Here is a 26,325-nt window from a genome sequence, read left to right as displayed (position 1 = left end):
AATTGTATGTTAGCGTCTTTTTTTCATTATGAAGCAATTTCACCAGTTTTTGTATCATCTTGATTGTACGTATCTTGATCTAATTCACCAAGCCATTTACTTGAAATAAGACCTGCTGTCATAGAACCACTTACGTTAAGAGCTGTACGCCCCATATCGATTAATGGCTCAACCGAGATAACTAGAGCAACAATACCGATTGGTAAGTTCATTGTAGATAGTACGATTAAAGCTGCGAATGTTGCGCCGCCACCAACTCCGGCAACACCGAATGAGCTAATAGCGATAACAGCGATTAAAGTTAAAATAAATTGTGGTTGTAATGGATCAATTCCTACAGTTGGAGCGACCATCATTGCAAGCATTGCTGGATAAATACCTGCGCAACCGTTTTGTCCGATAGATACCCCAAATGAAGCTGCGAAGTTTGCAATTCCTTCGGAAATACCAAGCTTTTCTTTTTGAGCTTCAATATTTAATGGCATCGCACCAGCACTAGAGCGAGATGTGAATGCAAAAGTTAGTACAGGGAACACTTTTTTCAAATATTGAATTGGATTTAAACCAGACAATGCAATTAATAATAAGTGAATGATAAACATTACGATAAGTGCTACGTAAGAGGCTAACACGAAGTTACCAAGTTTTAAAATAGCATTTATATCGCTACCAGCAACTGTTTTTGCCATAAGAGCTAATACGCCGTATGGAGTAAGGCGTAAAATTAATGTTACCATACGCATTACGATTGCATATACAGCATCAAGCATTTTCTTAAATAGTTCTGCTTGTTCTGGATATTTTCGTTTTACACCTATAAAGGCAATGCCGATAAAGGCTGCAAATATTACGACAGAAATTGTTGATGTTGGACGAGCGCCTGTTAAATCAAGAAACGGATTTGTAGGCAATAGCTCTAATAATTTATCTGGAATTGTTGTCTTTTCAATAGAAGTAAATCTTTCTTCAACTAGTTTCAGACGAGCAGATTCTGCATCACCTTGTTGTAGGCCTGTTGCAGATACATCAAATCCTGCACTTGCAGCGATACCGACAGCTGCAGCGATTCCTGTAGTAAGAATTAAAATTCCGATAATAAGACCACTGATTTTACCAAGGTTTTTCGTTAACTGTAATTTTGTAAAGGCTGAAATAATAGATACTAAAATAAGTGGCATAACGATCATTTGAAGTAATTTCACATAACCGTTACCGATTAAGCCAAACCAAGTATTTGATTCAATAATTACTTTAGAAGTTGGTTCATAAATAAATTGTAATATAAGACCGAATATAATTCCGACTCCTAAAGCAGTAAATACACGTTTATTAAAAGATACATGCTTACGTTGCATATAATATAATACGCCAACTAAAATGAGCATGACTGCAACGTTAATTCCGACAAGCAGTGTATTCATGTTGATTCCCCCTAATTCCAATCTGTTATATAGAATATAAGGCAATAAAACCTATAAGTCAACTAGGAAATTCCGGAATTAAAAAAAGATGGCAAAATGCCATCTTTTAATGTCCAGCCCCAGGGACAAGTAAAAACGTCGTGTAGTATGTAAATCCTATGAAGAAAACAGTTAAATATGCCCCAAATACGTATATATACATACGCTCTGTTAATTTTAAATAGCTTAAAAGTACGAAGAAACCTGTTTGTCCTAAAAATAGTAGTGCGGTCTGTTGCATATCCCCTACGTAAAACATAACCGAGAAAATTCCAGTCCAAAAGCCGAGAACGCGAAACATGCGCTCCATGCCATCTCCCTCCTTTTCTAAAAAAAGTAAACCTCACCTCATTATAGTTTATTTTTCTTACTATTGTAAATATTCATTCATATAAAAAGAAGCCAATTATTATTGGCTTCTTTTTATATGAGAAATTAAATTGTTAGTTTATAATTACAAGATTTACATCCATCTAATAGACTATCATTTCGAGTTAATTCCATGTTAGGGAATAGGATTTCAAAAATTCCTTTCATCATATCTCCGTGCATGTTACAAATTTCAGTTGGATGATGAACAGCAACTTCTTTAAATGGACAATTGTGTACATCATAGAAAATTTTTGTTCCATCTGCACTTAATTCAAATGCAGGTGATAAGCCAGCTGTTGAGAAAGCTTCTTTTGCAATTTGAACTTTTTGTTCCACTGTTAAAGCATCTTCACTCACATTTAAACGTTGCATATGTTGTTGCATTAATTCAGCTCCGAATTGTTTTCCTGTTTCGTATAGCGCTTTCTCACCAGCAGCGCCAAGGCTAAGTAAAGAATTAAATGCGATTCTTGCTAATAATTGATAATCACGGAATGGAAATTGTAATTGGATAACATCTTCAGATAAGACATATAATCTGCTCGGTCTTCCGCCTTTTCCAGTTTTCTTCGTTTCCGATTTTAGCATATGAACATCTTCTAATTTAGATAAATGTAAACGCGCTACGTTTGGATGAATATCGAATTCATCTGCAATTTCTTGTACCGTTACGTAACTATGTTTTTGCGAAATATATTTATAAATGTAATAACGAGTTGGGTCAGATAATACACCTGTAATTTTTAAAGCTTGTTCCATGAGGATCTCCACCTTTATCACTTTATCCAAGATAATAACATTATAATACAGATAAACATGAGTATAGGTAATTTCAGACAATAATTCGGAAATTGTTCATAATTTCACAAACATATTTTTCCTTTTTCCTCTATTGAAAATACAAAAGTCCAAATTTTTATTGCGCATGTTTTCATGCTATATACATAGTGAGGAGGGAAAAGTGATGAATGGGATTGAAATTTTCGCGAATACAATTTTAAAAGAAGCGTGTAGGGTACAAGCGTCAGATTTACATATTGTGCCCCGGCAGAAGGATGTAGCAGTGCAACTACGTATAGGAAAAGATTTAATGACGAGACAGTGTATTGAAAAGGAGTTTGGAGAAAAACTTGTCTCACATTTCAAATTTTTAGCATCTATGGACATAGGAGAGAAACGGAAGCCACAGAATGGTTCGTTGTATTTGCAAATTGATGGACAAGAAGTGTATTTACGCCTTTCAACACTTCCAACAGTATATCAAGAAAGTCTTGTTATTCGCCTTCATTTACAAGCATCTGTTCAGCCCTTATCACATCTTTCGTTATTTCCAAGTACGGCAGCAAAACTACTCTCGTTTTTACGCTATTCACAGGGGCTACTCGTGTTTACTGGACCAACTGGATCTGGGAAGACGACGACAATGTATGCATTATTAGAAGTAATTAGAAAAAAGAAAACACGTCGCATCATTACACTTGAAGATCCGGTTGAAAAAAGAAGTGACGATGTATTACAAATTCAAATAAATGAAAAAGCGGGTCTCACATATGAAGCAGGATTAAAGGCTATTTTACGTCATGATCCAGATATTATTTTAGTCGGTGAAATCCGGGATGAGGAAACAGCAAAAATAGCTATAAGAGCAAGTTTGACAGGACATTTAGTAATGACAACGCTGCATACGAATGATGCGAAAGGAGCGATCATTCGTTTCATGGATTATGGTATAACGAGGCAAGAGATTGAACAGTCTTTATTGGCTGTAGCTGCACAGCGACTTGTCGAATTGAAGTGTCCGTTTTGCAGAGGAAAGTGCTCAACTTTATGTAAATCAATGAGGCAAGTAAGGCAAGCAAGCATTTATGAGCTGTTATATGGATATGAGTTAAAACAAGCACTTAAAGAAGCAGATGGAGAATGTGTTACTTACAAACATGAGACTTTAGAATCGTCAATACGAAAAGGATATGCTTTAGGTTTTTTAGAAGAAGATGTTTATGTTTAAGAAAACTTGGAGTTTAAGTGATCAAGTAGTATTGTTGAAACGTTTAGGAGAATTATTAGAAAAAGGCTACTCTCTTTTACAAGCATTAGAATTTTTACAGTTTCAATTACCTGTAGAAAAGAAAGTACAATTGCAGCGCATGATTGAGGGATTAAAAGATGGGAAAAGTCTACACGATTCTTTTCATCAGTTAAAGTTTCATCAGGACATGTTAAGTTATCTATTTTATGCCGAGCAACATGGTGATATTTCTTTTGCTTTGCAACAAGGAAGTGCACTTCTTTATAAGAAAGATAAGTATAGGAAAGACATGATGAAAATAATGCAGTATCCTATGTTCTTGATGTTTTTTCTACTAATCATGCTTTTTATTTTTAACCTCATTTTATTACCTCAGGTTGAAATGGTTTATAGTTCGTTCGGTTCTAATACACCACTACTTACAGAACAAATTTTAAGTGCAATAAAACTGCTACCATACATTATTTTAACCGCTATTTTAACTGTTATTATTGGATGTAGTTTATACATGTTGTATTTTAGGAAACTTCCACATATTAGACAGGTAAAAATCATGCTTCGTATTCCTCTCATCAAAACATTTCTTATTTTAAAGCATTCACATTATTTTGCTACTCAGTTGAGTGGTTTATTAAATGGTGGACTATCAGTATGCGAAGCTTTAACAATAATGATGGAGCAAAGATATCATCCGTTCTTTCAATATGAAGCGAATCGGATTGAAAGACAATTAATTGGAGGAGAACAGTTACAATCTATCATTGCTAAAAGTGGGTATTACGAGAAAGAACTTTCTTATGTTATTACGCATGGACAAGCAAATGGCAATTTAGGGATTGAATTAGGTGACTATAGCGATCTTATTATGGAAAAGATGGAACGAAAAATTAAACATATGTTAGTTATCATTCAGCCTATTTTATTTACATGTATTGGAGGAATCGTTGTCCTTATGTATTTAGCGATGATTATGCCGATGTTTCAAATGATGAATTCTATTTAGGGGGCATTTGTATGCAGAATGAGGAAGGATTTACTCTGTTAGAGATGCTATTAGTAATGGTTGTCATAACTATATTATTACTATTAATTATTCCAAATGTAGTTACACAGCGTTCATCGGTCCAAGGAAAAGGGTGTGCAGCTTACGTGAAATCTATAGAAGCGCAAATACAAGTATATCAATTACAACATAATAAAATTCCATCGTTAAAAGAACTGGCAGATGAAAAGTATATTACAACTGATAAGTGTCCGAATGGCGAATCTATTCATATATCAGATGATGGCACAGTATCAATTAGGGCATTGTGAAACAACAAGGGTTTACTTTTTTAGAAATGTTACTCGTTTTATTTGTTATTTCTGTATTAAGTATAGTTACGTATTTTAGTGTTCATTCCTTATACGAGCGACAAAAAGTTGAACAATTTTTGAGACAGTTTTCAAATGATATTTTGTATATGCAGCAATTAGCGATAAACCATCAAAAGCACTACACATTACGTTGGCATAAAGATAGAAATATGTATGCTATAAAAGAGTCAGGTACAAAGTATTATATCGTCAAGCGAGAGTATGAAGAAGATATACAAATTGATTTGCATACGTTTCCAAATCCGATGACATATAACCCAAGTGGAAATATTAATAGAGGTGGTACGATTATAATTTCGTATAGAAATTATAAATATGAAATTGTATTTCAGCTTGGAAGAGGGAGATTTACGTATCGTGAAATGTCAAAAAGGATCCATAATGGCTGAAATGATTGTATCGTTAAGTGTTTTAATGATGGCTGTATCGTTACTACTACCGCAAACAGTATTAGTTATGCAAGAAAGAAAAAATATACAAATTCGTTATAAGGCAACTGGATTATTAAAAAAAGAAGCAGCTATATATATGTATGGAAATGAAGAAAAGCGAATAATAGAAAAGAATATAAATGGAATTGTGTATTACACATATTGGGGAGGCAATGAAGTTTGTACCATGTGGAAAGATGTGAAAGACAGAATGATGGAACAATGCTTTTATGTAGGAGAAAAAATAAATTAGAATTTGGTTTTTCATTAATAGAAATGATTGTATGTCTGTTTCTATTATCAATATTTTTTTTGCTCTTTCCCCGCCTACATTTCATTGAAATGGAAAATAAACAGTCGAAAGGGTTAAATGATTGGGAGTGGGATGTGTATTTAGGGCAAATGCAATTGGAGTTTCGTGAAGTATCATCTGGAGAACAGCTAGCATTTGAAAATGGAGAAAGTATTTTACAATTCCGATCGCGTAATGGGAGTGAAGTATCGTATGAAAAAGAGAATAGTCGTCTTATAAGAAAGGTAAATAGGCGCGGGAGGGAAGTTGTTTTACAAAATATTGGAACGGTTTCTTACAAACTAACACCTCATGTACTCATTATAAATGTGAAAGATACTAGTGGGAAAATATATGAAGGTGTAGTTATGCGATATAGCGAAATAGGAATAAACGTATGAGAAAGCAAAAGGGATTTACAATGCCTGGAACGATTATCTTTCTTATTTTATTAACTTCTTTTTTTATATACGAAACAAATATGTTGTTTACAGATAAAAATTTTTATATAGGAATAGAACAAAAATTTTTATTGGATGAATTACTTAACCGATCTATTACAGATATAAAAAAAGACTTACAGCAAAAAGAAAAAGAAGGTACATTTTTCTTTCAGTATGAAAAGGGAGAAGCGAGTGGAAATTATGTCTTTGAAAATGATTTAATTCTCGTTGCTTTGCAGTGTACACTCAAACAGGAAGCTTTCTATACGGTGAGTTTTCGGTATAGAAAAAAGGATGGGAAAATAGTCGATTGGATAGAAGGATAATATGTAAAATATATATATAGATAAACCAGGATTTCCTATTGTAAATTGAATTGATTTTTTAGAAGAAATGGATAAATATAATGATTAAAAGTTTAAATTTTCTCAAAAAAGAGAAAGGTAGAAAGAATATGATATATTCATGCTATCCAATCATTATTTTTAGGGAGAATAGGGAAATGACAAACAACAATCAAATAGGTGAAAATAAGGAACAAACTATTTTTGATCATAAAGGAAATACGATTATGACAGAAGATAGAGAAATACACATTATTTCAAAATTCGAAGAACCTCTTATTGTCGTATTAGCAAATGTACTAAGTGATGAAGAGTGTGATGAATTAATTGAAATGTCTAAAAATAAAATGAAACGTTCTAAAGTTGGTTCAGCACGTGATGTAAATGATATTCGAACAAGTAGCGGTGCATTTTTGGAAGACAATGAACTTACTTCAAAGATTGAAAAACGAATTTCATCTATCATGAATGTTCCTGCGTCGCATGGTGAAGGATTGCACATTTTAAATTATGAAGTGGATCAACAATATAAAGCACACTATGATTATTTTGCGGAACATAGTAGATCAGCTGCTAACAATCGTATTAGTACGCTTGTAATGTATTTAAATGATGTAGAAGAAGGCGGAGAAACGTACTTCCCGAAATTAAATCTTTCTGTACACCCTAGAAAGGGAATGGCAGTATACTTTGAGTATTTTTATCAAGATCAATCAATAAATGAGCTTACGTTACACGGAGGGGCACCTGTAACGAAAGGTGAGAAATGGATTGCAACGCAGTGGGTGAGAAGAGGCACTTATAAGTAAAAGCGAGTGTTACGTTTTGTTCTTCATAGTATAAGAACAAAACGTTTTTTTATTAAACAAAGTAGCATCTTTCGTTATAATAACAATTAATAAATGACGATTGAGAGGACAAGAAATGAAATCTATATACATAACCGGCTACATGGGAGCAGGGAAAACAACAATTGGAAAAGCGTTAAGTAAAGAACTTCAAATGGATGTTGTAGATACTGATCAAAAAATCGAAGAGAAGCAAGAGAAGGCAATTCGAAAAATTTTTGCCGAAGAAGGCGAAATGGCTTTTCGGGAATATGAAAGCGAAATGTTACGTGCGCTACCAGTCCATAATGTTATTATTACAACTGGTGGGGGAATTATTGAACGAGCGGAAAATCGCAAGTGGATGAAAGAGAACGGAACTGTCGTGTATTTATATTGTGATCCGCATGTAATTGCAGAAAGGCTTCGTGAAGATACGACACGTCCACTATTTCAAAAGAAAGATATAGATGCATTCGTAAAGAAATTTGAATCACGCCGAGCTTATTATGAAGAGGCTCATATTCATATCGATACGACAAATAAGTCTGTAAAGCAAATTATGAATGAATTAAAGGAAAAGATTAATGTATAAAAAAGTGGACATACTAATCAAGTAGAGGTGATGATAATATGTCTACTAATGATTATGTTCGCTTTGTGACGCAGCAGTTTGTGTCGTATATGGATGCTCCAAAAGAAGATCGAAAACAAAAGAAAGAACAACGCCGTGCTGAAAAAGAGCCATTTATGAATAAGTGGTTTGGTGTTATGCCGCTGAGTGCTGCTTTGTTTTACCGAAATGTAAAAAGTAAAAGAAAAAAATCAAGTTAAATTTTAGTCATATGTTTAGCAAACCCAAAATCCCCTAGTGTCGTATTACACTAGGGGATTTTTATTTACTGCACGGATTCTTGTTCTTCCGTAACGGCATGTATTTTATTATTTACCCAAACAAATCCAATTCCGATACAAATGGAAATGCCCCATCCAACAGCGGTCATAATCGCTCTCATTTCACCATAGCCATCTACACCGAAAACAGAGATGAAATAAATTTTTAAGAAGCTTTTTAATATGAATTGTAGACCGAAAAATAGCGTTAAATATTGTAGTGCTGGATAAATACGACTATCACGATAAAGCTCACGACTTTTATCACGGTCATGGCCTTGCAGTGCGGCAATATCTGCTGCGAAATATAACATAAGTGGTTTCTTTATAAAAATTGTACATATGACGATAATACCGAGTACGATGTGATAATATGCATCATTCCACAACATTCGTTCAGCTGACCCAGATAATAAATCTACCGTTGTATTAGAAATGAGTGTAATTAAAATAAAGAACCCTGTCACGTTAAACTGTTTTTCTTTTTTAAAGGTATACAGTGTATAAATAATCCCCGGAACAGAGGAAAGTAACATCGCGTAATAAGGATCGATATAAGGTTTTGCAAATTTCCAAATGAGGAATGGGATTACGAGATAAAAGACAAGATCTAATATAGCTTTTTTATTTTGATTCATACAAAGCCTCCTTAAGTCATACATATATTTTATAATATAATTTCTGAAAATTGTATAAGGTTTAATGGGAAAAGAAAAAATATATCAATTTTCGAGGGGGAGTAGATTGAAAAAAATTGCCCCTAGCGTAGTAAGTTTTTTTAGTATATAATAAAGGAAACGCTTTCATTTTTAATTTGTTCACAAAATGGACGGAAAATCACATATTTACTATCGATATGTTGCTTTATAATGAAACTAATTAAATATACATGCATACAATATTGTGAAATAAATAACATAAATAATCTATATAAATGTAAACGTTATCAAAAGAGAGAGGTGGAGACAATGAGTAAATTTTTCTTCAATCATAATCCAGCAACAGTAGAGGATGGAAGGCTTGTTAAATATGCTGAAATTATTTATGGAGAAGGTGGCCGTTCTGTATTAGAAAATTTAATGGTGAAGGCATCTATCAGATTGCGTGATCGTTATCCGAATAAATCTGACGAGCAGATCTCGAACCTAGTAAATAAAGGCATCCATGATATGTTTCAAAAATATGTGAGCGAGTAAGAGTGGCCAATGGCTGCTCTTATTTTTTTGTATAAGGATTGTAACTCTAGCTGAAAATAAACATGTATTCTGAAAAACGTAAAAAGGAGTGGGAAAGATGAGCAATGGAATTGGACGTTCGAAAGAAAATCTTCCAACTGATGCAAATCATGTGAGCGCGAAGGATCGTGCGTATCAAAAACGCATGGCAAAGCAAAAACAACAAGAGCATAATGAGGATAGAGAATAACTCGAAATAAAGCTCCTTCTAAAGCAGAAGGAGCTTTATTTTGATAGAAAATGATTCGCGGTAACATAAAAGAGTCCACCGTTAATAATTTGCACTGTAATACGTGGTTCATACTGTTCTTGCAGAGCTTGTTTTTCAATTTCATAGCTCTCAGGAAGTTCGTCACTTTCTTCATAAAAACGGTTTAAAAGGTCTAAATCATGATTCCAACGCACTCTTGCTTCTTTTGCCCACGTATGGTCATCTTCTGCAATTATATTTTTTAAAGCGTCTTCTATGCGTTGTAAACCACTTTGAGGTTTAATGATGGGCGAGAGCGTAAAACAAAAATCAGGTATTTTTGGTGTAAGTTTAATGTTTGTTAATGTTTCATGAAAGTTTGCCATCATTGTTCCAGAAATGAGATGAATACCAATCGAGTGAAGGATGTCTTTTTTTCGATCACATTGATAGGAAACTTTTATATTAATACCGAGCCAAGGGTGGAGCGGTGTATGTGTTGCCCCATTATGTCTTACATCCTCATATAAACGTATGTATGAGCCTAATTCTTTTGTCGTTTGGAAAATTTGATGTAGACGTGGTGAACCGTAGTGAATAAGCTCACCATCATTTTCTTCATTTTCTGGATTTGTAATAAGAGTAAGGCGCATCGGATTCGGTACGCCTCCTGTTTTCTCAAGATAGTGCCAATAAAAAGGGCGATTCATTAATAATTTATCCATCTCAATTGTTAACTGTACATCTAATAAATGGGGAGAACGTTCTAAAATTTCACAGTTATTCGCCTCAAAGAAATTGTATAAGTAATTATGAATTTCATGTTGCTGCATAGCCTTGCACCTCAGCTTCATTTCGTTTCGCAAAGTCGATAATAGATGTTAAGTTTTCCATCTTAATTCTAATTTCACCTTCGCTTTTTGATTGCGCGAAAATTTCTTGAATGTGCGCGTCGATGTTTTTCATATTAATTCTCGTTAAAATTTCATCGAGTTCACCAATAACACGCTCGAATAAGTTGATTTTTTCATATAACAGTTTCAGAATATGTTCTTCAACAGTATGCTTTGTAGCTAAGTTATAAATATGAACATCATTTTTTTGACCGAGACGGTGAATACGTCCGATTCTTTGCTCAAGACGCATTGGATTCCATGGCAAATCATAATTGATCATATGGCTACAAAACTGTAAGTTAATCCCTTCACCACCAGCTTCAGTTGCAATTAATACTTGTGCGTGGTTTTGGAAAAGCTCCTTCATCCAATCTTTCTTCCCGCGTTTAAACCCGCCGCGGAATGGAACGGAAGAAATACCGTGTTGTTGTAAAAACCATTGTAAGTACATTTGTGACGCTCGATATTCTGTGAAGATAACGACTTTATCGTCAATTTCTTTTATAAGCTCAAGAGCTTTATTTGCTTTTGAGTTGAAAGGAATATGATTAATTTTGTCCATTAGCACATCGATATGTGGATCTTTTATATAATGTTCGTTTTCTTTCTGTCTTTTTTCTACATGCTTTTTCAATGAATAGTAAACAGCCTCACGACTACTACACGCTTCCCGTTTTAAAGTTAACGATGAGAAAGCAGATGTGAAGGCGTCTTGTCCTCGCCAATTTTCGATATCATTATATAGAGCTTGTTCTTGTTCATTAAACTCAACAAAAATTGTACGTACATGTCTCTTCGGCCAATCGATACCGGTATTATGTCGTCTATTTCGCACCATTACTTTATTAATGAGAGCTTTTAAGTCTTCATCTGATTCGGCTGAGCGATTTTTGGAAGCGTAATATTCTTCAAAGTTGGATTGATTGCCTAAATGTCCTGGCTTTAATAAAGAAACAAGGTTAAAAATTTCATCAATCTTATTTTGAACAGGAGTAGCGGTTAGTAATAAACAAAACTTCTTTTTTAATCGTTGTGCAAATTCATAGTTTTTTGTTTTATTATTTTTCAGTTTATGTGCTTCATCGATAATAATAAGGTCATATTCCAAGTTCAACACGATATCGCGATGTGGTGAACGTTTCGCAGTATCAATTGATGATACGATTACGTCAGCTTGTTCCCATGAGTAGCTTTTCTTTTGTGCTACAGCGGGAATGAAAAACTTTGTATTCAGTTCGTATGCCCATTGTGATACGAGAGAAGCTGGGACAAGTATAAGTACCTTTTTCACAAGCCCGCGGACCATATATTCTTTCAAAATAAGTCCAGCTTCGATTGTTTTTCCAAGGCCTACTTCATCTGCTAGAATCGCTTTACCGTTCATTTGTTCAATCACATTTTGAGCGACTTCTAATTGATGCGGAAGCGGTGTGAAATGGGATAAATGTTTCGGTGCTTGTAGTCCATCAAAAGTAGGAACAAGTAACGATTTTTCTGTTTCATAAGCTAAGTGATATAAATCCCAGTTTGTCCAAGGACCATCTTCGTCAATTCTATTTAAAAAATTGTTTTGCCATGTCCGATCTACGGAAATATCGACATTCATTACAACTCTCCCACCTTTTATAAACTAAAGTAATTATTTTTTAATGTATGATGATTTGCCTTAAAAGAAGGCATAATTATCGTTATTAAAGGCTATATGATAGACAATAATAAAGTATTAAATCTCAAAAGCTGTATTTATTGTGTTTTAACATAAAAAATTCTAAATTATTTTTTATGCTAGAATATTGATGAAATATAGCGAATGATGTTAGGATAATGGTGTGAAATGTGTGGAATCTTTCGTATTTTATCCAAGAAAGTGATTTTTTATTTACGCTTTCATAAAAAAATATAATGAGATTCCGTATATCCTATCTTTTCAGAATGAAAATGTTTAGAAAAGGGAAGCAACTTTTATTGATTTGTCAAAGCATAAGGGGGAGAGAGCATGATTACATTACAACGTACACCGTTATTTGATGTATACGCGAAGTATGGTGGAAAAACAATCGACTTTGGTGGTTGGGAATTACCAGTTCAATTTTCAAGCATTAAAGAAGAACACGAAGCTGTACGTACAGCTGCAGGTTTGTTCGATGTGTCTCATATGGGAGAAGTTGAAGTAAAAGGTGTAGATAGTTTAGCATTTTTACAACGTGTTGTTACAAATGACGTATCTACCTTAAAGGTAGGGGGCGCACAATATACAGCTATGTGCTACGAAAATGGTGGTACAGTAGATGATTTATTAATCTACAAACGTGGTGAAGAAGACTATTTATTAGTAATCAATGCATCAAATATCGAGAAAGATTACGAATGGTTAGCAAGTCATGTAATTGGCGATGCGACAGTAGTCAATGTTTCTAGTGAAGTTGCACAGCTTGCAATTCAAGGACCAAAAGCAGAAGGCATTTTACAAAAAGTTGTGTCAGAAGATTTGAAAGAAATTAAGTTCTTTAAATTTAAAAACGATATTCTTGTAGATGGAATTCCAGCACTTGTATCTCGTACAGGTTACACAGGTGAAGATGGATTCGAAATTTACTGTAAGAGTGAAGATGCTGCAAAACTTTGGGAGAAACTTCTTGAAGTTGGAGCAGAAGAGGGCTTAAAAGCATGTGGTTTAGGTGCTCGTGATACACTTCGATTCGAAGCAACATTACCACTTTATGGACAAGAATTATCAAAAGATATTACACCGATTGAGGCTGGAATTGGCTTTGCGGTAAAAACAAATAAAGAAGCAGACTTCTTTGGAAAAGCAACGTTAAAAGAGCAAAAAGAAAACGGTGCGCCTCGTAAATTAGTCGGCATCGAAGTAATCGAACGTGGAATTCCTCGTACGCATTACCCTGTATTTATTGGTGAAGAAAAAATTGGGGAAGTAACGAGTGGTACACAATCTCCAACGTTAAAGAAAAGCATTGGTTTAGCACTAATTGATGTAAAATACGCAGCAGTTGATACAGAAGTAGAAATTGAAATTCGTAATAAACGCGTCAAAGCAGTAGTTGTTCCAACACCATTTTACAAACGTTCAAAGTAACGGGGAGAGGGGTAGATTTCATGTTGCATCGTTATCTTCCAATGACAGAAGAAGACAAAAAAGAAATGTTACAAACGATCGGCGTTCAAACAATCGATGAATTATTCTCTGATATTCCAGAGAGTGTTCGTTTTAAAGGGGATTTAAAAATTAAAGAAGCAAAATCAGAGCCAGAGCTTTTAAAAGAGCTATCTCAAATGGCTAGTAAAAATGCTAACTTAAAAGAATACGCTTCTTTCTTAGGAGCAGGCGTATACGATCATTATGCTCCAGTAATTGTAGATCATGTTATTTCTCGCTCAGAATTTTATACAGCTTACACACCATACCAACCGGAAATTTCACAAGGGGAATTACAAGCAATCTTTGAATTCCAAACAATGATTTGTGAATTAACAGGAATGGATGTAGCAAACTCTTCTATGTATGACGGGGGGACAGCTTTAGCTGAAGCGGCAATGTTAGCAGCTGGCCATACTCGCAAAAAGAAAATTCTTGTATCTAGCGCGGTTCATCCAGAATCAAGAGCAGTACTTGAAACGTATGCAAAAGGTCAAAATCTTGAAGTTGTTGAAATTAATCATAAAGATGGTGTAACAGATTTAGACGTATTACAAAGTGAAGTAGATGATACAGTTGCTTGTGTAATCGTTCAATATCCAAACTTCTTCGGACAAGTTGAAAAATTAGCTGATATTGAAAAAATCGTTCATCAACAAAAATCATTATTTATCGTTTCTTCAAATCCATTATCATTAGGCGCATTAACACCACCAGGGAAATTTGGTGCTGATATTGTAATCGGTGATGCACAACCATTCGGTATTCCAACGCAGTTTGGTGGACCGCACTGTGGTTACTTTGCAACAACGAAAGCATTTATGCGTAAAATTCCAGGACGTCTTGTTGGACAAACTGTAGATTCAGATGGTAAACGTGGATTTGTATTAACGTTACAAGCACGTGAACAGCATATTCGTCGTGATAAAGCGACATCTAACATTTGTTCAAACCAAGCGTTAAATGCATTAGCAGCTTCTGTTGCAATGACGGCACTTGGCAAACAAGGTGTGAAAGAAATGGCACGTCAAAACATTTCTAAAGCACAATATGCAAAACGTCAATTTGAAACGAAAGGCTTCACAGTAACATTTGCTGGACCATTCTTCAATGAGTTTGTTGTAGATTGCAAACGTCCAGTGAAAGAAGTAAACGATGCATTATTACAAAAGAATATTATCGGTGGTTACGATCTAGGCCGTGATTATAAAGAGCATGAAAACCATATGCTTGTAGCAGTAACTGAGCTTCGTACAAAAGAGGAAATTGACACACTTGTAAACGAAATGGGGGCTATCCAATGAAGAACCAAGACCAAGCACTTATCTTTGAAGTGAGTAAAGAAGGACGCATAGGATATAGCTTACCCAAATTAGATGTAGAAGAAGTGAAACTAGAAGATGTGTTTGAGAGCGATTATATTCGAGTAGAAGATGCAGAGCTACCAGAAGTATCTGAACTTGATATTATGCGCCACTATACAGCACTTTCAAACCGTAACCACGGTGTGGATTCTGGATTCTATCCACTTGGATCTTGTACGATGAAATATAATCCGAAAATTAATGAGAGTGTAGCTCGTTTCGCAGGATTTGCAAATATTCATCCGTTGCAAGATGAAAAGACAGTACAAGGTGCAATGGAATTAATGTACGACTTACAAGAGCATTTAATTGAAATTACAGGTATGGATACTGTTACTTTACAACCAGCAGCTGGTGCACACGGAGAATGGACAGGTTTAATGTTAATTCGTGCATACCATGAAGCGAATGGTGACTTTAACCGTACGAAAGTAATTGTGCCTGACTCTGCTCACGGAACGAACCCAGCATCTGCAACTGTAGCTGGTTTTGAAACAATTACAGTAAAATCAAATGAAAATGGCCTTGTTGACTTAGAAGACTTAAAACGTGTTGTAAACGAAGAAACAGCAGCACTTATGTTAACAAACCCTAATACATTAGGTTTATTCGAAGAAAATATTTTAGAAATGGCAGAAATCGTCCATAATGCAGGCGGTAAATTATACTATGATGGTGCAAACTTAAATGCGGTATTAAGCCAAGCACGCCCAGGAGATATGGGATTTGACGTTGTGCATTTAAACCTTCATAAAACATTTACAGGTCCTCACGGCGGTGGTGGCCCAGGTTCTGGTCCAGTAGGTGTGAAAGCTGATTTAATTCCGTACTTACCAAAACCGATTTTAGAGAAAACCGAAAATGGTTATCACTTCAACTACGACCGTCCAGAAGCAATTGGTCGTGTGAAACCATTCTATGGTAACTTCGGAATTAACGTTCGTGCATACACGTATATTCGCTCTATGGGTCCAGATGGATTGCGTGCAGTAACTGAGTATGCGGTATTAAATGCGAACTATATGATGAGAAGATTAGCGCCATTCTACGATCTTCCATTCGATAGACATTGTAAACATGAATTTGTATTATCAGGTCGTCGTCAAAAGAAACTTGGTGTACGTACATTAGATATTGCAAAACGTCTGCTTGATTTCGGTTATCATCCACCAACAATTTACTTCCCATTAAATGTGGAAGAATGTATTATGATTGAGCCGACAGAAACAGAATCAAAAGAAACATTAGATGGTTTCATTGATAAGATGATTCAAATCGCTAAAGAAGTAGAAGAAAATCCAGAAGTTGTACAAGAAGCACCGCATACGACAGTCATTAAACGTTTAGACGAAACGATGGCTGCACGTAAACCAGTTTTACGTTATGCGAAGCCAGCTCCTGTACAAGTTTGATTAAAATAACAAAAGAAGAACTCGCTGAGGCGGGTTCTTTTTTTGTATGGATAATTTGTCCCGCATTAACGGACAGTAAACTCTCAACTCAAAACTTAGCTGGTGCAAAGAAGCCAGGTTGGAGATAAACTGTCCGTAAATGCCCGATTGGTTCAACTAATAATCAGTGGGAATGAACAAAAATCCCCACTGATTAAAGTTTCACTTTATGCAGAAATAGTGAAGAAAATGTTAAAAAAATATGTTTTTTGTTTCCTAATGGTGTAAAGGTGTAGTTTTATAGGTAGTTTTGTTGAAAAAGTCGGTTTGATAAAAGTATTTATTTTTGTTAGAATTTTATTGAAATTAAGAAGATGTGATGAGGCAAAGATTACTCATTTTTATGTATATGTGAAAAAACGAACAAGACGGGGGTGAAATTTTGGGATATCGATGTTATAGAATGGTATACCATTTAGAAAATGGAGAAACAATTAAAGATGTAAAAGAATTTTGCTATCGAGACCAAGGGAAAGTGTTAGAAAGAGTAGCAAATCGTGTAATGGATAATAGAGAAGTGACGGCGATTGATAAACAAGGAACAATCATTTCAATAGCATGTGAGGACATTGTAAAGGTGGAACTTGATTACATAACAGAAAGTTAACCTTGAGTCATATCGAATTATTCGATAAAATAAACTGTTGAATGGTGAAGTGAGAAGAGAGGAGTTTATCATGGGTAGTACAAGACACTTTTATATGTTTATCTTAGCGTTTGTTCTTGTTGTGGCATTAACGATTTACTTAATCGTTGACAGCAGCTGGTACAACACAGTTCATCCGGCATTCCTTCTGTTTATGTATATAGGAATTGCAGTAGTAAGTTTCGGAATGAGAGACGAGATGTTAGATCGCTTTGAAAAGTGATACATATACGAAAGACCAACAGGAAAATGTTGGTCTTTTTTTCTTGCCAAAAATAGGATGGTGTGTATATACTGTATATATAAGGTATACACAGTATATACACAAACTGGAGGAAAACATGAATATTATTATTTCGAATTCTTCCCAAGACCCTATTTATGTGCAAATAAGAAAACAATTAAGCCAGCTTATTTTAAATGGCGGTTTAAAGGGTGGAGATCAATTACCGTCTATTCGTAGCTTAGCGAAGGAATTACAAATTAGTGTCATTACAACGAAGCGTGCATACGAGGAGCTTGAAAAAGAAGGATATATAGAAACTGTTGCTGGGAAGGGGACTTATGTTTCACGTAAAAATAATGAACTATTAAAAGAACAAAGGCTTCGCCTATTGGAAAGTAAAGCGGAAGAGATTGTGAATGAAAGTAAAGCGTTGCAGCTTTCACTTGAAGAATTACAGCAGATGATTGCGTTTTTATATAAGGGGGAATGAGAGAGATGTTAGAGTTAAAAAACGTTTGTAAAAGTTATGAAGGTTTCGCAGTGAAAAATATAAGTTTTACGTTACCACGCGGATATATTATGGGGTTTGTCGGACCGAATGGGGCCGGGAAAAGTACGACGATCAAAATGATTATGAATTTAATTAAAAAAGATAACGGAGATATAAAAATTTTTGGCAAGGACAATAAGAAAGCTGAAAAGGAAATAAAACAAAATATCGGCTTTGTATATGATGAAAATCATTATTACGAAGATTTAACGTGTGAACAAATGAAGCGTATTATTGCACCGTTATATAAAAAGTGGGACGAAGAGCAGTATCAATCGTATATGCATAGATTACAAGTTCCAAAGTATAAAAAAATTAAAGAATTATCAAAAGGAATGAAAATGAAATTTGCGATTGCAATCGCACTTTCGCACCACGCAGAGTTTATTATTATGGACGAACCGACAGCAGGGTTAGATCCAGTTGTTCGAAGTGAATTACTTGATATGTTGCAAGAAATTGTAATGGAAGATGAAGTATCCGTATTATTCTCAACGCACATTACAACAGATTTAGAGCGCATTGCAGATTATGTTACGTTCATCAATGATGGAGAAATTATATTTACTGGTGAAAAAGAAGACTTAATGGAGAACTACGTAATCGTAAAAGGAAGTAATGATTTATTAGATCGAGAAGGAAAAGAACTATTTGTTGGATTACGAAAAAGTAAGTTTGGTTTTGAAGGTTTAGCGAAGGATAAACAAGGAATTATCGATTGGTTTGGAAATGAGGTTGTACTAGAAAAGCCTACATTAGATGACATTATCGTTTACACTGCGAAAGGGAGAGGTGCCTATGCGTCAGCTAATCTATAAAGATTTGTTCTTTTTTCGGGTTATGTGGTTAGTGTATTTTATTATGCCTCTTGTTTTCTTTGGATTAGATCCAGATGGTGAATTGTTATTTCCAATGAGTTGCTTACTCATAACGATATCATCTTCTATGATACTAATAGCGATGGATGAAAAAAATAAAAGTGATGTTATTATAAATAGTTTACCTGTTGGACGAAAGGATATCATTATTGCTAGATATATTTCGGGTGTAATATTTATTGTAGGTGGCATGATTTCTACTACGCTAGTTGTTTTTCTTATAAGAGGTATCGCTGTCATTGGTGATATTGGAGCTTATCATCCCAATTTGTATATTGAAATTCCTTGGTATGTAGTAGTCAGAGGTGCTGTATATTCTTTAGTTTATATTACAGCATTATTCCCGAGTTATTATGGGACAAAATCAAAAGTAGTACGTGGAATATTTACAGGTGGAGCCGCTGGAATAGGTGTTATTGTTGGAATGTTTATTGGTGACGGAGAAAGTGTTACGGCATCATTCATTAATTGGATTATGAATCCATTACATTTTGGCATATTTATAGTTGGATTAATCACACTAGCTAGTGTCTATATCGTTTCTATGCTTCTTACAATTAAAATTTATGAAACGCGTGATTTATAGAGAGGAGAATTCATGTGCAACAGTTGATTTTGAAGGAGTTTTTTTTACAGAAGAAGATGTTTCCTTTCTACTTTTTAATCCCTATTTTATCTATTTTTAAGAATTCCGTCGAACCAATGGGGATTGCAATAGGAGTATTTATAACATGTAGTACGATTATATATATTTCTTTTTATTATGACGAGAAAAGTAAAGCAGAAAAAGTATTAGTGAGTTTGCCTATAACGAGAAAAGAGATAATTATAGCTAAATATATTTCAAGCACATTATTTATTATGGCTGGTTTGAGTGTAACTTTTATAGTCGTAATATTAGGGAATATTTTATTGAACAGAGATATAGTTATGCCTGGATATGCAATATTTTCAGCAATAGTAGCAACTTTGATTTATTGTGCAGTAACGATACCGACTAATTACATTGGGGGATATAAAGTTATTACTGTCTTGAATTTGATTATGCTTTTTCCTTTAATGGGTATGATTGGTCTTATGTGCAATATTTTTGGTGATAAAACAATTATGTTAAAAGTACTTCACTCTCAAGAGGCTACACAAGCAATGGGTGTTCTTGGTATCGGAGTATTAGTGAGTATATTCGTATCCATGTTCCTCTCAATGAAAATGTTTCAGGAGGCAGAGTTATAGAAGGGACATTTTCATATTAGGAGGTGTAATACATGATCAAGCAACTAATTTTAAAAGATTTCATCATTCAATGGAAATTTTTAATTTGGTACATACTGTATCCTGTTTTCTTTTATATGGCCTTAACAGATACGGAAAATTTATTCATCATTATGTCAGTAATTATTACAATTGGGGCAACAGTAAAAACATTTGAAGCAGATAGTAAAAATGAGAGTGAAGTTATAGTAAATAGTTTACCAATATTGAGAAAACAAATTGTGTATGCGAAATATATAGTAGCAATTATTATTCTTTTTATAAGTGTAACGGTCAGCTGTTTCACGATGGGAATGAAGAATGGGATTAACCTATTTGAATTTATTGAAACGACATTGCTTGCTAGTATTAGCTTTATTTTAGTGTATTTAAGCTTTGTTCTACCAATATCTTTTTGGTTAGGATATAAAAAAACTATTCTTATTACAATAGTAATATTCATGGCGCCGATTGTTATTTTAGAAACTTTGTTTCAAATCAACTTGGAACAAATTCAATTATATAATACCTTGTTATTCATTGGTTCAATATGTATGCTCATAGCATCTATCTTCGTTTCAGTGAAATTGTATGAGAAGAGAGAATTTTAAAAGGTGCCCTATAAAAGGCACCTTCTTCAATAACGACAATACGAGAGCAGTAGTTTATAAAAAGAAACGCTATTTGGCACATCTTTCGGAGTATGTAATATAAAGCTGAAAACGATGATGAGAATAAGAAATAGGAAAAATAAAAATAGGATTTGCTTATGTATAGAATTTTGCATATTATCCACTCCTTTTTTTGGGTAGTATGTCCAAAAGAAAGGAATGTATGAAAAAAATTGGAGGGGGAACAATGGGGAAACGAAAATTGTTATTTGAAATAGGAGTATTATTTTTGTCAATAGGTCTTTTGTTATCAAATTTTTATTCAGACATACCATCACCGTTTCCTAATTTGCATAAAGGAATTGGTATAAGTATTGTTATAATTGGTCTGTTTTGTCTTATCACATCTAACTTCTACAGAAAGTCTGAATGAATATAAAAAAGGACAGTTACTCTTTTTCAGAAGTACTGTCCTTTTTAAATAACTTATTCCATAGTTTGGCGATACTCCATATAATGACGATTGCAATGGAGGCGATAATGGACCAAACAATCGATATAATTTCAAGTGTCATGTTAGGAAGGAATGTGAGAATGGATAATACTTTATGAAACAATGATTCTATTATATGAAAACTTATTTGTAATAGAATGACGATACAAAGTGTGATCTATGCTAATATTTTCTTTCCTTGTTCTTTCCACATGACATTCACCTCACGTTAGCTTAATAGTTTTAAGCCAACAGCGCCGCATAAAATGCAGCTTAAGAAAGCAAGACGACGCCAATCCGCTGATTCTCGGAAAATGAGAATGCCTAGAAGTGCACTTCCAGCAGTTCCGATTCCAGTCCAAATTGCGTAAGCAGTTCCCATCGGTAATGTGTTCATCGCAAGAGATAAGAAGAAGAAGCTTACGCCGAAGTTAGCGATTAAAATAACTTTTGGTGCCCAGCCTTTCTTTTCAGTGGCTACTTTCATAAAGAGTACACCAATAATTTCACAAATACCAGCTAGAATTAAAAATACCCAAGCCATTTTATGCGGCCTCCTTCGCTTCTTTTTCTTCTGTTACTCGTTTTAAACCAATTACTCCGAAGAAGATTAAACCGATTAATAAAACTTTTACGATAGAGAAAGGTTCTCCGAAGATGAAAATCTCTGTAAGAACGATTCCACCAGCTCCGATTCCTGTAAAGACTGCGTATACAGTGCCGACAGGTAAATCTTTATAAGCTCTAAATAATAAGACGAAACTAATTGTAATTAATAGAGCAACACCAGCCCATTCAAGTGGTGCCTCTGCTTTTTTTAGTCCAATCACCCAAAAGATTTCAATAATACCAGCGATGATTACATAAATCCATGCCATATGTCATTTCTCCTTCCTACCAGTCGTTAGGTAAAGGGCTTAAAAACGACGCATTGCAAAGGGCAATCCGTCAGTTTGAAAGTCCGCGCCAAAATACTTTCCAAGAAGCGTCTAAACGTGTCTCAAAACGATTTAAACCTGCGTATAATAGTTCAACCATAAGACCGTCGAGTAAGCATAGAAAAGCCTCTAAGGCGTCTTTTACTTCAATGTTATGCAGCTCATCTTGTTCGCTTGCTCTTTTAAATACAGGGAATAAAAGTTTTCCGACGTTTTCAATGTGTACATTTGCTTTATTAATAATTTGTTCGCGAAATGCATCAGGCGGAAAATAAGAAGTTCGTAACCAAAACATTGATTCTTCACTTTCACCAAATCGTTTTGCATACCCTTTTAATAATTTTAAAAGCAATTCTTCAGTGGACGAATTGGAAAAGCTTTCGATATCGCCTGTGAAGCTCTGCAAATCTTTTTGAAGAGCAGATTCTAAGCATATGAAATATAGCTCTTCTTTTCCTTTAAAGTGTGCGTAAATCGATGGTTTTTTAATCCCAACTTCTTGAGCAATATTTGCCAATGAAGTTCCTTCATAGCCGTAGCGTGCGAAATGAGAAAGTGCTACAGCTTTAATGCGGTTTGCTGTCATTTTCATCCCCTACCTACCGTTCGTTAGGTTCATTATATGAGATGAAAAATATAATGTCAATAGGTGAAGAGCTGAAAAAGAGCGTTATAGGTAACGCTCTTTTTAGACAGTCTCTCGCTCAATTAAATGGAATGAAAGTTCTTTTGCACTGCCGACAATTTGCTCGCTTTGGATCTGCTTATGGAATAAAGAAAAAGCATGTGAGCCCATTGCGAGACCGGGATGTTCAATTGTGGAAATTTCTAATGCCTTTGAAATTTCATGATTATCAAATCCAAGGATAGCAAGGTCTTCAGGTACTCGAATACCATGTTTTCGAGCCTCTGTTAATAAACCAGCTGCAACTTGATCGTTCGCTGTGAAAATAGCAGTTGGACGATTTTTCATATTTAAAATACGATGGAGTATTTGTGCTCCGTCCTGCATTGTATAGCATTGGTGGAAAATCCATTCAGGATGCAACGTTTTCCCTTCGTTACGAAGTGTATCGGCGAACGCTTTTTCGCGCTCCATGGAATTTACACTTGTTTTTCTTGCTAAACAAATTCCGATTTTTTCATGGCCTCTACTTAGTAAATAGGCAGTACCGAGACGGAAACCTTCATAATGATCTACGTAGATGGATGAAATGAGGGGATGCTTCATTTTTTCACATGAAATAATAGGGGCAAATTTTGCAAAAGGTTCGATTTGTTCCCAAGAGCTCGTTCGGGAGCAAATAATCATCCCATCAAATTGTTTCATTTTCATCATTTCAAGAACACGAATTTCTTCAATGCTATCGTAATTCGTTTGACATAAATTAATGTGATATCCGGCAGCTAACGCTTCGTTTCCGATTCCTTCAATAATCGTACTGAAGTAGGGGAGGTTAATGAAAGGAAGCATAACGCCAATTGTATATGTTTTCCCTCTTATTAAATGGACAGCATTTATATTTTTTGCGTAGTTTAATTCTTCAACAGCATCTAGAACACGCTTACGCTTTTCTTCTTTTACGTAAGGGTGATTATTCAGGACACGAGAAACAGTTGATATCGATACACCAGCAGTTTTAGCAATTTGTTTTATATTGGCCATATGTATCACCTCTTTCCCTTATTATAAAGGGAAAATAATAAGAAAGAAAAAATCTTGACCTGAAAAGCTTTTCACAAACTATGGTATTAATAAGACTTCTTTTTATTCGCGTAACCTTTTCACTTGGGCGTAAGAATGATAGGGGTCTTTTTTGTTTGCAAAAAGTGTTGTCAAAATGTGTGAGAATAACCTGGAAAGTTTTCAAAGGTGGAGTTTGGTGACAAAGCGAATATGAAGAGAATATCAACGCTTCGTTCGTTAAGAGAGCGGTATGAAAGGGCGGAAACAAATTGAAAAAAAGAATCATTTGTTTCGTGTTTTCTAGTTTCATGCTTAGTTCGTGTTCGTTTCAGCAAACGATGCAAGAAGAAAAACACTTTGTGGGAACAACAGGAGGAGCTATGGATCGTGTTACGGATCCTATTCCGCTAAAGGAACTTCCAAAATATTTTCCGGTGAAGTTTAAAGTTCCAACGTTTTTACCGTACGACATTACAAGTGATGTGAAGGGGGAAGTAAGAACGCTTGGGAAAAAGAACACTGTCTTAACGATTAAATATAAACAGAAGGAGTCAGGTAGAAATGAGTATATTGAGTTAAATGTCGCGAACTTTCCTTATAGTTTTCCGGATCTTGTGGAAGAGAAGCGATTTCAAGAACAAATGAAACTGAATAATGGAACGTCTGCTTATTTTAAAAATAAAGATGATTATGAACGTGGTGACGAATTTGCTACGCTTATATGGAAAGAGAAAGGAATTGAATATCAACTGCTGTATCGGAATGTAGAAGAGAACGATGAAAAGGTAATCAAGCAGAATTTATTATACATTGCGAATAAGATGAAATGAAAAAACTAGCTGATTTATTCAGCTAGTTTTTTGTATGTTATTATTTCTTTTTAATTTTGCCTGTCCAAGATTTAAATCCACCTTGTAATTGGTAGAAATCTTTGTAGCCTTGTTTTTTTAAGTATTGCGCTGCACGACCTGTACGGAATCCGCTTTGGCAATATAAGTAAACAGGTTGATCTTGACGAAGTTCTTTATGGCGAAGGCGAATTTGTGATAACGGAATGTTACGTGCACCTAAAATATGCCCTGCGTTATATTCGTCTGCTTCACGAATATCGATAAGCTGTGCTTTACGGTAGCCAGCGCGAAATTCTTCTTCTGTAAGAGTTTTAATTAATTTTTTCTGATAGAAGTACATCCATACAGTGTAGCCGATAAATGCTACGATTACGGCTAATAAAATAATCCAAGTTGTTGACACGATTCTATCGCTCCCTTTTTTCTTATCCTACTTTCAATATTATAATGCCCTTATGTATTTATGCAACAGATTCATTTGCATATAAGAAGAAATTTCGTATTCTTTCACAAATTTTGTCGAATTTGGTAGACTAGAGAATGTGAAAAATAATTGGTTATATGAGGTGCAGGATGGGAAAAGAAAAATGGTGTTATATTAACTCTGGTCAATGTTCACCGGCATTTAATATGGCGTTAGATGAATGTTTATTAAATTGGCAAAGTGAAAAGAAAATGCCACCAACAATTCGTTTTTATGAATGGGAAGTACCAACATTAACAGTTGGGTATTTTCAACGTGTTGAAAAAGATATTAATATGGATGTAGTTAACGAAAAGAAATATGGATTCGTTCGTCGTCAAACAGGCGGCAGGGGTGTACTACATGACAAAGAGCTAACGTATAGTGTTATTGTGTCTGAAGATCATCCGAATATGCCGAAAACAGTTACAGAAGCGTATCGTGTTATTTCGCAAGGTTTATTAGATGGTTTTAAGGCATTAGGGTTAGAAGCATATTATGCAGTTCCAAAAACAGAAGCAGATCGTGAAAATTTAAAAAATCCACGTTCAGGCGTATGTTTTGATGCACCATCTTGGTATGAAATTGTAGTGGAAGGACGAAAAATTGCTGGTAGTGCTCAAACACGTCAAAAAGGTGTTATTTTACAGCATGGATCGATTCCATTAGAAATTGATTTAGATGAACTATATGATCTATTTTTATTCCCAAATGAACGTGTGAAGGAACGTATGAAGAGTATGTTCTCTTCTAAAGCAGTAGCAATTAATGAATTAACAGACCGTACATTTACGATAGAACAGTTAATTAAAGCGTTTGAAGTTGGCTTTGAAAAAGGATTGGATGTAGAACTTGTTCCATATGAATTAACAGAAGAACAGTTACATGAAGTTCAAACGTTAGCGAAAGAAAAGTATGAAAGTAATGAGTGGAATTATAAAAAATAAGAGGTGGCGATAGCCACCTCTT

The 26,325-nt window shown here is 34.7% G+C and carries 38 protein-coding genes; 25 read left to right on the top strand and 13 right to left on the bottom strand.

The window, feature by feature from the left end:
* Positions 1 to 26: 26 nt before the first annotated feature.
* The 3 genes from HFD78_RS06995 to HFD78_RS06985 all read right to left on the bottom strand — a co-directional run bounded on the left by HFD78_RS06995 (position 27) and on the right by HFD78_RS06985 (position 2,591).
* Positions 27 to 1,421 (bottom strand): L-cystine transporter, encoded by a 1,395-nt coding sequence (locus tag HFD78_RS06995; protein WP_001094336.1) that lies wholly within the window; start codon positions 1,419 to 1,421, stop codon positions 27 to 29.
* 106 nt (positions 1,422 to 1,527) lie between these two features.
* Entirely contained in the window at positions 1,528 to 1,770 is a 243-nt protein-coding gene (locus tag HFD78_RS06990; RefSeq protein WP_000440721.1) for a DUF2626 domain-containing protein, read from the bottom strand.
* 125 nt (positions 1,771 to 1,895) lie between these two features.
* Positions 1,896 to 2,591 carry a helix-turn-helix transcriptional regulator gene (locus HFD78_RS06985; RefSeq protein ID WP_000434125.1) on the bottom strand — a complete coding sequence of 232 codons (696 nt, stop codon included), beginning with the start codon at positions 2,589 to 2,591 and terminating at the stop codon, positions 1,896 to 1,898.
* A gap of 205 nt (positions 2,592 to 2,796) precedes the next feature.
* On the opposite strand from HFD78_RS06985, the gene comGA reads away from it, so the two are divergent.
* The 10 genes from comGA to HFD78_RS06935 all read left to right on the top strand — a co-directional run bounded on the left by comGA (position 2,797) and on the right by HFD78_RS06935 (position 8,409).
* On the top strand, positions 2,797 to 3,840 hold the full coding sequence (gene comGA / locus HFD78_RS06980) for a competence type IV pilus ATPase ComGA (RefSeq protein ID WP_098204813.1): 1,044 nt from the start codon (positions 2,797 to 2,799) through the stop codon (positions 3,838 to 3,840).
* Positions 3,833 to 4,864, top strand: a complete 1,032-nt coding sequence (comGB, locus tag HFD78_RS06975) for a competence type IV pilus assembly protein ComGB (RefSeq protein ID WP_000475184.1) — start codon at positions 3,833 to 3,835, stop codon at positions 4,862 to 4,864. The genes comGA and comGB overlap by 8 nt, the downstream gene beginning before the upstream one ends.
* Positions 4,865 to 4,875: 11 nt before the next feature.
* A complete protein-coding gene (gene comGC, locus HFD78_RS06970) occupies positions 4,876 to 5,175 on the top strand; it encodes a competence type IV pilus major pilin ComGC (RefSeq protein WP_001178686.1) in 300 nt (99 codons plus the stop codon).
* Positions 5,172 to 5,627 (top strand): competence type IV pilus minor pilin ComGD, encoded by a 456-nt coding sequence (gene comGD, locus HFD78_RS06965; protein WP_000813142.1) that lies wholly within the window; start codon positions 5,172 to 5,174, stop codon positions 5,625 to 5,627. Before comGC ends, comGD begins: the two co-directional genes overlap by 4 nt.
* A complete protein-coding gene (locus HFD78_RS06960; protein WP_000829473.1) occupies positions 5,620 to 5,922 on the top strand; it encodes a hypothetical protein in 303 nt (100 codons plus the stop codon). Before comGD ends, HFD78_RS06960 begins: the two co-directional genes overlap by 8 nt.
* Positions 5,892 to 6,362 (top strand): competence type IV pilus minor pilin ComGF, encoded by a 471-nt coding sequence (gene comGF, locus HFD78_RS06955; protein WP_000923099.1) that lies wholly within the window; start codon positions 5,892 to 5,894, stop codon positions 6,360 to 6,362. Before HFD78_RS06960 ends, comGF begins: the two co-directional genes overlap by 31 nt.
* Positions 6,359 to 6,730: a competence type IV pilus minor pilin ComGG gene (comGG, locus tag HFD78_RS06950; RefSeq protein ID WP_001231273.1), complete on the top strand. Its 372-nt coding sequence runs from the start codon at positions 6,359 to 6,361 to the stop codon at positions 6,728 to 6,730. Before comGF ends, comGG begins: the two co-directional genes overlap by 4 nt.
* A 176-nt stretch (positions 6,731 to 6,906) precedes the next feature.
* Entirely contained in the window at positions 6,907 to 7,557 is a 651-nt protein-coding gene (locus HFD78_RS06945) for a 2OG-Fe(II) oxygenase (protein ID WP_118043307.1), read from the top strand.
* Between the two features lie 115 nt (positions 7,558 to 7,672).
* Entirely contained in the window at positions 7,673 to 8,170 is a 498-nt protein-coding gene (locus HFD78_RS06940; protein ID WP_000836650.1) for a shikimate kinase, read from the top strand.
* 38 nt (positions 8,171 to 8,208) lie between these two features.
* Entirely contained in the window at positions 8,209 to 8,409 is a 201-nt protein-coding gene (locus tag HFD78_RS06935) for a YqzE family protein (protein WP_000106083.1), read from the top strand.
* A 65-nt stretch (positions 8,410 to 8,474) separates the two neighbouring features.
* Here the strand turns inward: HFD78_RS06935 and HFD78_RS06930 are convergent, their stop codons facing one another.
* Together HFD78_RS06930 and HFD78_RS06925 are read right to left on the bottom strand one after the other, a co-directional pair.
* A complete protein-coding gene (locus HFD78_RS06930) occupies positions 8,475 to 9,107 on the bottom strand; it encodes a VC0807 family protein (protein ID WP_001073111.1) in 633 nt (210 codons plus the stop codon).
* Between the two features lie 140 nt (positions 9,108 to 9,247).
* A complete protein-coding gene (locus tag HFD78_RS06925) occupies positions 9,248 to 9,364 on the bottom strand; it encodes a hypothetical protein (RefSeq protein WP_001987222.1) in 117 nt (38 codons plus the stop codon).
* Between the two features lie 73 nt (positions 9,365 to 9,437).
* On the opposite strand from HFD78_RS06925, the gene HFD78_RS06920 reads away from it, so the two are divergent.
* On the top strand, positions 9,438 to 9,665 hold the full coding sequence (locus tag HFD78_RS06920; RefSeq protein WP_000032702.1) for a hypothetical protein: 228 nt from the start codon (positions 9,438 to 9,440) through the stop codon (positions 9,663 to 9,665).
* 97 nt (positions 9,666 to 9,762) lie between these two features.
* Positions 9,763 to 9,894, top strand: coding sequence for a hypothetical protein (locus tag HFD78_RS29790; protein ID WP_098022444.1), 132 nt, complete (start codon positions 9,763 to 9,765; stop codon positions 9,892 to 9,894).
* A 35-nt stretch (positions 9,895 to 9,929) separates the two neighbouring features.
* Here HFD78_RS29790 and HFD78_RS06915 read toward each other — a convergent pair whose 3' ends face one another.
* Both HFD78_RS06915 and HFD78_RS06910 read right to left on the bottom strand, forming a co-directional pair.
* Positions 9,930 to 10,727, bottom strand: coding sequence for a YqhG family protein (locus tag HFD78_RS06915; protein ID WP_001183964.1), 798 nt, complete (start codon positions 10,725 to 10,727; stop codon positions 9,930 to 9,932).
* Positions 10,714 to 12,396: a DEAD/DEAH box helicase gene (locus tag HFD78_RS06910; protein ID WP_001100037.1), complete on the bottom strand. Its 1,683-nt coding sequence runs from the start codon at positions 12,394 to 12,396 to the stop codon at positions 10,714 to 10,716. The genes HFD78_RS06915 and HFD78_RS06910 overlap by 14 nt, the downstream gene beginning before the upstream one ends.
* 390 nt (positions 12,397 to 12,786) lie before the next feature.
* On the opposite strand from HFD78_RS06910, the gene gcvT reads away from it, so the two are divergent.
* From gcvT to HFD78_RS06855, 11 genes are all read left to right on the top strand, one after another.
* Positions 12,787 to 13,887, top strand: coding sequence for a glycine cleavage system aminomethyltransferase GcvT (gene gcvT / locus HFD78_RS06905; protein WP_000631769.1), 1,101 nt, complete (start codon positions 12,787 to 12,789; stop codon positions 13,885 to 13,887).
* 20 nt (positions 13,888 to 13,907) lie between these two features.
* A complete protein-coding gene (gene gcvPA, locus HFD78_RS06900; protein WP_044584858.1) occupies positions 13,908 to 15,251 on the top strand; it encodes an aminomethyl-transferring glycine dehydrogenase subunit 1 in 1,344 nt (447 codons plus the stop codon).
* A complete protein-coding gene (gcvPB, locus tag HFD78_RS06895) occupies positions 15,248 to 16,723 on the top strand; it encodes an aminomethyl-transferring glycine dehydrogenase subunit 2 (RefSeq protein WP_000795702.1) in 1,476 nt (491 codons plus the stop codon). Before gcvPA ends, gcvPB begins: the two co-directional genes overlap by 4 nt.
* A gap of 442 nt (positions 16,724 to 17,165) precedes the next feature.
* Positions 17,166 to 17,369: a DUF3929 family protein gene (locus HFD78_RS06890; RefSeq protein WP_000262496.1), complete on the top strand. Its 204-nt coding sequence runs from the start codon at positions 17,166 to 17,168 to the stop codon at positions 17,367 to 17,369.
* Positions 17,370 to 17,439: 70 nt separating this feature from the next.
* Positions 17,440 to 17,631 carry a hypothetical protein gene (locus tag HFD78_RS06885; RefSeq protein ID WP_000535933.1) on the top strand — a complete coding sequence of 64 codons (192 nt, stop codon included), beginning with the start codon at positions 17,440 to 17,442 and terminating at the stop codon, positions 17,629 to 17,631.
* Between the two features lie 118 nt (positions 17,632 to 17,749).
* Positions 17,750 to 18,124: a GntR family transcriptional regulator gene (locus tag HFD78_RS06880; protein WP_001021353.1), complete on the top strand. Its 375-nt coding sequence runs from the start codon at positions 17,750 to 17,752 to the stop codon at positions 18,122 to 18,124.
* A gap of 5 nt (positions 18,125 to 18,129) precedes the next feature.
* Positions 18,130 to 19,002: an ABC transporter ATP-binding protein gene (locus tag HFD78_RS06875; RefSeq protein WP_000891307.1), complete on the top strand. Its 873-nt coding sequence runs from the start codon at positions 18,130 to 18,132 to the stop codon at positions 19,000 to 19,002.
* A complete protein-coding gene (locus HFD78_RS06870; RefSeq protein WP_001249426.1) occupies positions 18,983 to 19,648 on the top strand; it encodes an ABC-2 transporter permease in 666 nt (221 codons plus the stop codon). Before HFD78_RS06875 ends, HFD78_RS06870 begins: the two co-directional genes overlap by 20 nt.
* Positions 19,649 to 19,662: 14 nt before the next feature.
* The gene (locus tag HFD78_RS06865; protein WP_001186564.1) at positions 19,663 to 20,295 is read left to right on the top strand and encodes an ABC-2 transporter permease; all 633 of its coding nucleotides are present in this window, start codon (positions 19,663 to 19,665) and stop codon (positions 20,293 to 20,295) included.
* Positions 20,296 to 20,327: 32 nt separating this feature from the next.
* The gene (locus tag HFD78_RS06860) at positions 20,328 to 20,924 is read left to right on the top strand and encodes an ABC-2 transporter permease (RefSeq protein ID WP_000595346.1); all 597 of its coding nucleotides are present in this window, start codon (positions 20,328 to 20,330) and stop codon (positions 20,922 to 20,924) included.
* Positions 20,925 to 21,171: 247 nt separating this feature from the next.
* Positions 21,172 to 21,357 carry a hypothetical protein gene (locus HFD78_RS06855; protein WP_000518066.1) on the top strand — a complete coding sequence of 62 codons (186 nt, stop codon included), beginning with the start codon at positions 21,172 to 21,174 and terminating at the stop codon, positions 21,355 to 21,357.
* 16 nt (positions 21,358 to 21,373) lie between these two features.
* Here the strand turns inward: HFD78_RS06855 and HFD78_RS06850 are convergent, their stop codons facing one another.
* From HFD78_RS06850 to HFD78_RS06830, 5 genes are all read right to left on the bottom strand, one after another.
* Positions 21,374 to 21,595, bottom strand: coding sequence for a DUF3975 family protein (locus HFD78_RS06850; RefSeq protein ID WP_238797726.1), 222 nt, complete (start codon positions 21,593 to 21,595; stop codon positions 21,374 to 21,376).
* 51 nt (positions 21,596 to 21,646) lie between these two features.
* Complete coding sequence (locus HFD78_RS06845; RefSeq protein WP_000312623.1) at positions 21,647 to 21,961, bottom strand: DMT family transporter; 315 nt, start codon at positions 21,959 to 21,961, stop codon at positions 21,647 to 21,649.
* Between the two features lies 1 nt (position 21,962).
* The gene (locus tag HFD78_RS06840) at positions 21,963 to 22,295 is read right to left on the bottom strand and encodes a DMT family transporter (protein ID WP_000312339.1); all 333 of its coding nucleotides are present in this window, start codon (positions 22,293 to 22,295) and stop codon (positions 21,963 to 21,965) included.
* 70 nt (positions 22,296 to 22,365) lie between these two features.
* Complete coding sequence (locus HFD78_RS06835; protein WP_002005730.1) at positions 22,366 to 22,947, bottom strand: TetR/AcrR family transcriptional regulator; 582 nt, start codon at positions 22,945 to 22,947, stop codon at positions 22,366 to 22,368.
* 96 nt (positions 22,948 to 23,043) lie between these two features.
* The gene (locus tag HFD78_RS06830) at positions 23,044 to 24,021 is read right to left on the bottom strand and encodes a LacI family DNA-binding transcriptional regulator (RefSeq protein WP_001273982.1); all 978 of its coding nucleotides are present in this window, start codon (positions 24,019 to 24,021) and stop codon (positions 23,044 to 23,046) included.
* A 314-nt stretch (positions 24,022 to 24,335) separates the two neighbouring features.
* Between HFD78_RS06830 and HFD78_RS06825 the strand changes: the two genes are divergently transcribed.
* Complete coding sequence (locus HFD78_RS06825; protein WP_025966335.1) at positions 24,336 to 24,872, top strand: hypothetical protein; 537 nt, start codon at positions 24,336 to 24,338, stop codon at positions 24,870 to 24,872.
* Between the two features lie 40 nt (positions 24,873 to 24,912).
* On the opposite strand, the gene HFD78_RS06820 is transcribed toward HFD78_RS06825, so the two are convergent.
* The gene (locus HFD78_RS06820) at positions 24,913 to 25,296 is read right to left on the bottom strand and encodes a rhodanese-like domain-containing protein (RefSeq protein WP_000108653.1); all 384 of its coding nucleotides are present in this window, start codon (positions 25,294 to 25,296) and stop codon (positions 24,913 to 24,915) included.
* Between the two features lie 170 nt (positions 25,297 to 25,466).
* On the opposite strand from HFD78_RS06820, the gene HFD78_RS06815 reads away from it, so the two are divergent.
* Positions 25,467 to 26,303 carry a lipoate--protein ligase family protein gene (locus tag HFD78_RS06815; protein WP_000514081.1) on the top strand — a complete coding sequence of 279 codons (837 nt, stop codon included), beginning with the start codon at positions 25,467 to 25,469 and terminating at the stop codon, positions 26,301 to 26,303.
* The last annotated feature ends 22 nt before the right edge of the window (positions 26,304 to 26,325 follow it).

Source organism: Bacillus sp. EKM501B (assembly GCF_011800505.1).
Lineage (GTDB): Bacteria > Bacillota > Bacilli > Bacillales > Bacillaceae_G > Bacillus_A > Bacillus_A cereus.
Note: the sequence above shows the minus strand (reverse complement) of the source record. Positions and strands in the feature narration are given on the sequence as shown.

Bases quoted from the DNA above. Each gene is read 5' to 3' on its own strand.
- HFD78_RS06995 (WP_001094336.1), bottom strand. From the start codon at position 1,421: ATGAATACACTGCTTGTCGGAATTAACGTTGCAGTCATGCTCATTTTA.
- HFD78_RS06990 (WP_000440721.1), bottom strand. From the start codon at position 1,770: ATGGAGCGCATGTTTCGCGTTCTCGGCTTTTGGACTGGAATTTTCTCG.
- HFD78_RS06985 (WP_000434125.1), bottom strand. From the start codon at position 2,591: ATGGAACAAGCTTTAAAAATTACAGGTGTATTATCTGACCCAACTCGT.
- comGA (WP_098204813.1), top strand. From the start codon at position 2,797: ATGAATGGGATTGAAATTTTCGCGAATACAATTTTAAAAGAAGCGTGT.
- comGB (WP_000475184.1), top strand. From the start codon at position 3,833: ATGTTTAAGAAAACTTGGAGTTTAAGTGATCAAGTAGTATTGTTGAAA.
- comGC (WP_001178686.1), top strand. From the start codon at position 4,876: ATGCAGAATGAGGAAGGATTTACTCTGTTAGAGATGCTATTAGTAATG.
- HFD78_RS06960 (WP_000829473.1), top strand. From the start codon at position 5,620: ATGGCTGAAATGATTGTATCGTTAAGTGTTTTAATGATGGCTGTATCG.
- comGF (WP_000923099.1), top strand. From the start codon at position 5,892: ATGCTTTTATGTAGGAGAAAAAATAAATTAGAATTTGGTTTTTCATTA.
- comGG (WP_001231273.1), top strand. From the start codon at position 6,359: ATGAGAAAGCAAAAGGGATTTACAATGCCTGGAACGATTATCTTTCTT.
- HFD78_RS06945 (WP_118043307.1), top strand. From the start codon at position 6,907: ATGACAAACAACAATCAAATAGGTGAAAATAAGGAACAAACTATTTTT.
- HFD78_RS06940 (WP_000836650.1), top strand. From the start codon at position 7,673: ATGAAATCTATATACATAACCGGCTACATGGGAGCAGGGAAAACAACA.
- HFD78_RS06935 (WP_000106083.1), top strand. From the start codon at position 8,209: ATGTCTACTAATGATTATGTTCGCTTTGTGACGCAGCAGTTTGTGTCG.
- HFD78_RS06930 (WP_001073111.1), bottom strand. From the start codon at position 9,107: ATGAATCAAAATAAAAAAGCTATATTAGATCTTGTCTTTTATCTCGTA.
- HFD78_RS06925 (WP_001987222.1), bottom strand. From the start codon at position 9,364: ATGCATGTATATTTAATTAGTTTCATTATAAAGCAACATATCGATAGT.
- HFD78_RS06920 (WP_000032702.1), top strand. From the start codon at position 9,438: ATGAGTAAATTTTTCTTCAATCATAATCCAGCAACAGTAGAGGATGGA.
- HFD78_RS29790 (WP_098022444.1), top strand. From the start codon at position 9,763: ATGAGCAATGGAATTGGACGTTCGAAAGAAAATCTTCCAACTGATGCA.
- HFD78_RS06915 (WP_001183964.1), bottom strand. From the start codon at position 10,727: ATGCAGCAACATGAAATTCATAATTACTTATACAATTTCTTTGAGGCG.
- HFD78_RS06910 (WP_001100037.1), bottom strand. From the start codon at position 12,396: ATGAATGTCGATATTTCCGTAGATCGGACATGGCAAAACAATTTTTTA.
- gcvT (WP_000631769.1), top strand. From the start codon at position 12,787: ATGATTACATTACAACGTACACCGTTATTTGATGTATACGCGAAGTAT.
- gcvPA (WP_044584858.1), top strand. From the start codon at position 13,908: ATGTTGCATCGTTATCTTCCAATGACAGAAGAAGACAAAAAAGAAATG.
- gcvPB (WP_000795702.1), top strand. From the start codon at position 15,248: ATGAAGAACCAAGACCAAGCACTTATCTTTGAAGTGAGTAAAGAAGGA.
- HFD78_RS06890 (WP_000262496.1), top strand. From the start codon at position 17,166: ATGGTATACCATTTAGAAAATGGAGAAACAATTAAAGATGTAAAAGAA.
- HFD78_RS06885 (WP_000535933.1), top strand. From the start codon at position 17,440: ATGGGTAGTACAAGACACTTTTATATGTTTATCTTAGCGTTTGTTCTT.
- HFD78_RS06880 (WP_001021353.1), top strand. From the start codon at position 17,750: ATGAATATTATTATTTCGAATTCTTCCCAAGACCCTATTTATGTGCAA.
- HFD78_RS06875 (WP_000891307.1), top strand. From the start codon at position 18,130: ATGTTAGAGTTAAAAAACGTTTGTAAAAGTTATGAAGGTTTCGCAGTG.
- HFD78_RS06870 (WP_001249426.1), top strand. From the start codon at position 18,983: ATGCGTCAGCTAATCTATAAAGATTTGTTCTTTTTTCGGGTTATGTGG.
- HFD78_RS06860 (WP_000595346.1), top strand. From the start codon at position 20,328: ATGATCAAGCAACTAATTTTAAAAGATTTCATCATTCAATGGAAATTT.
- HFD78_RS06855 (WP_000518066.1), top strand. From the start codon at position 21,172: ATGGGGAAACGAAAATTGTTATTTGAAATAGGAGTATTATTTTTGTCA.
- HFD78_RS06845 (WP_000312623.1), bottom strand. From the start codon at position 21,961: ATGGCTTGGGTATTTTTAATTCTAGCTGGTATTTGTGAAATTATTGGT.
- HFD78_RS06840 (WP_000312339.1), bottom strand. From the start codon at position 22,295: ATGGCATGGATTTATGTAATCATCGCTGGTATTATTGAAATCTTTTGG.
- HFD78_RS06835 (WP_002005730.1), bottom strand. From the start codon at position 22,947: ATGAAAATGACAGCAAACCGCATTAAAGCTGTAGCACTTTCTCATTTC.
- HFD78_RS06830 (WP_001273982.1), bottom strand. From the start codon at position 24,021: ATGGCCAATATAAAACAAATTGCTAAAACTGCTGGTGTATCGATATCA.
- HFD78_RS06815 (WP_000514081.1), top strand. From the start codon at position 25,467: ATGGGAAAAGAAAAATGGTGTTATATTAACTCTGGTCAATGTTCACCG.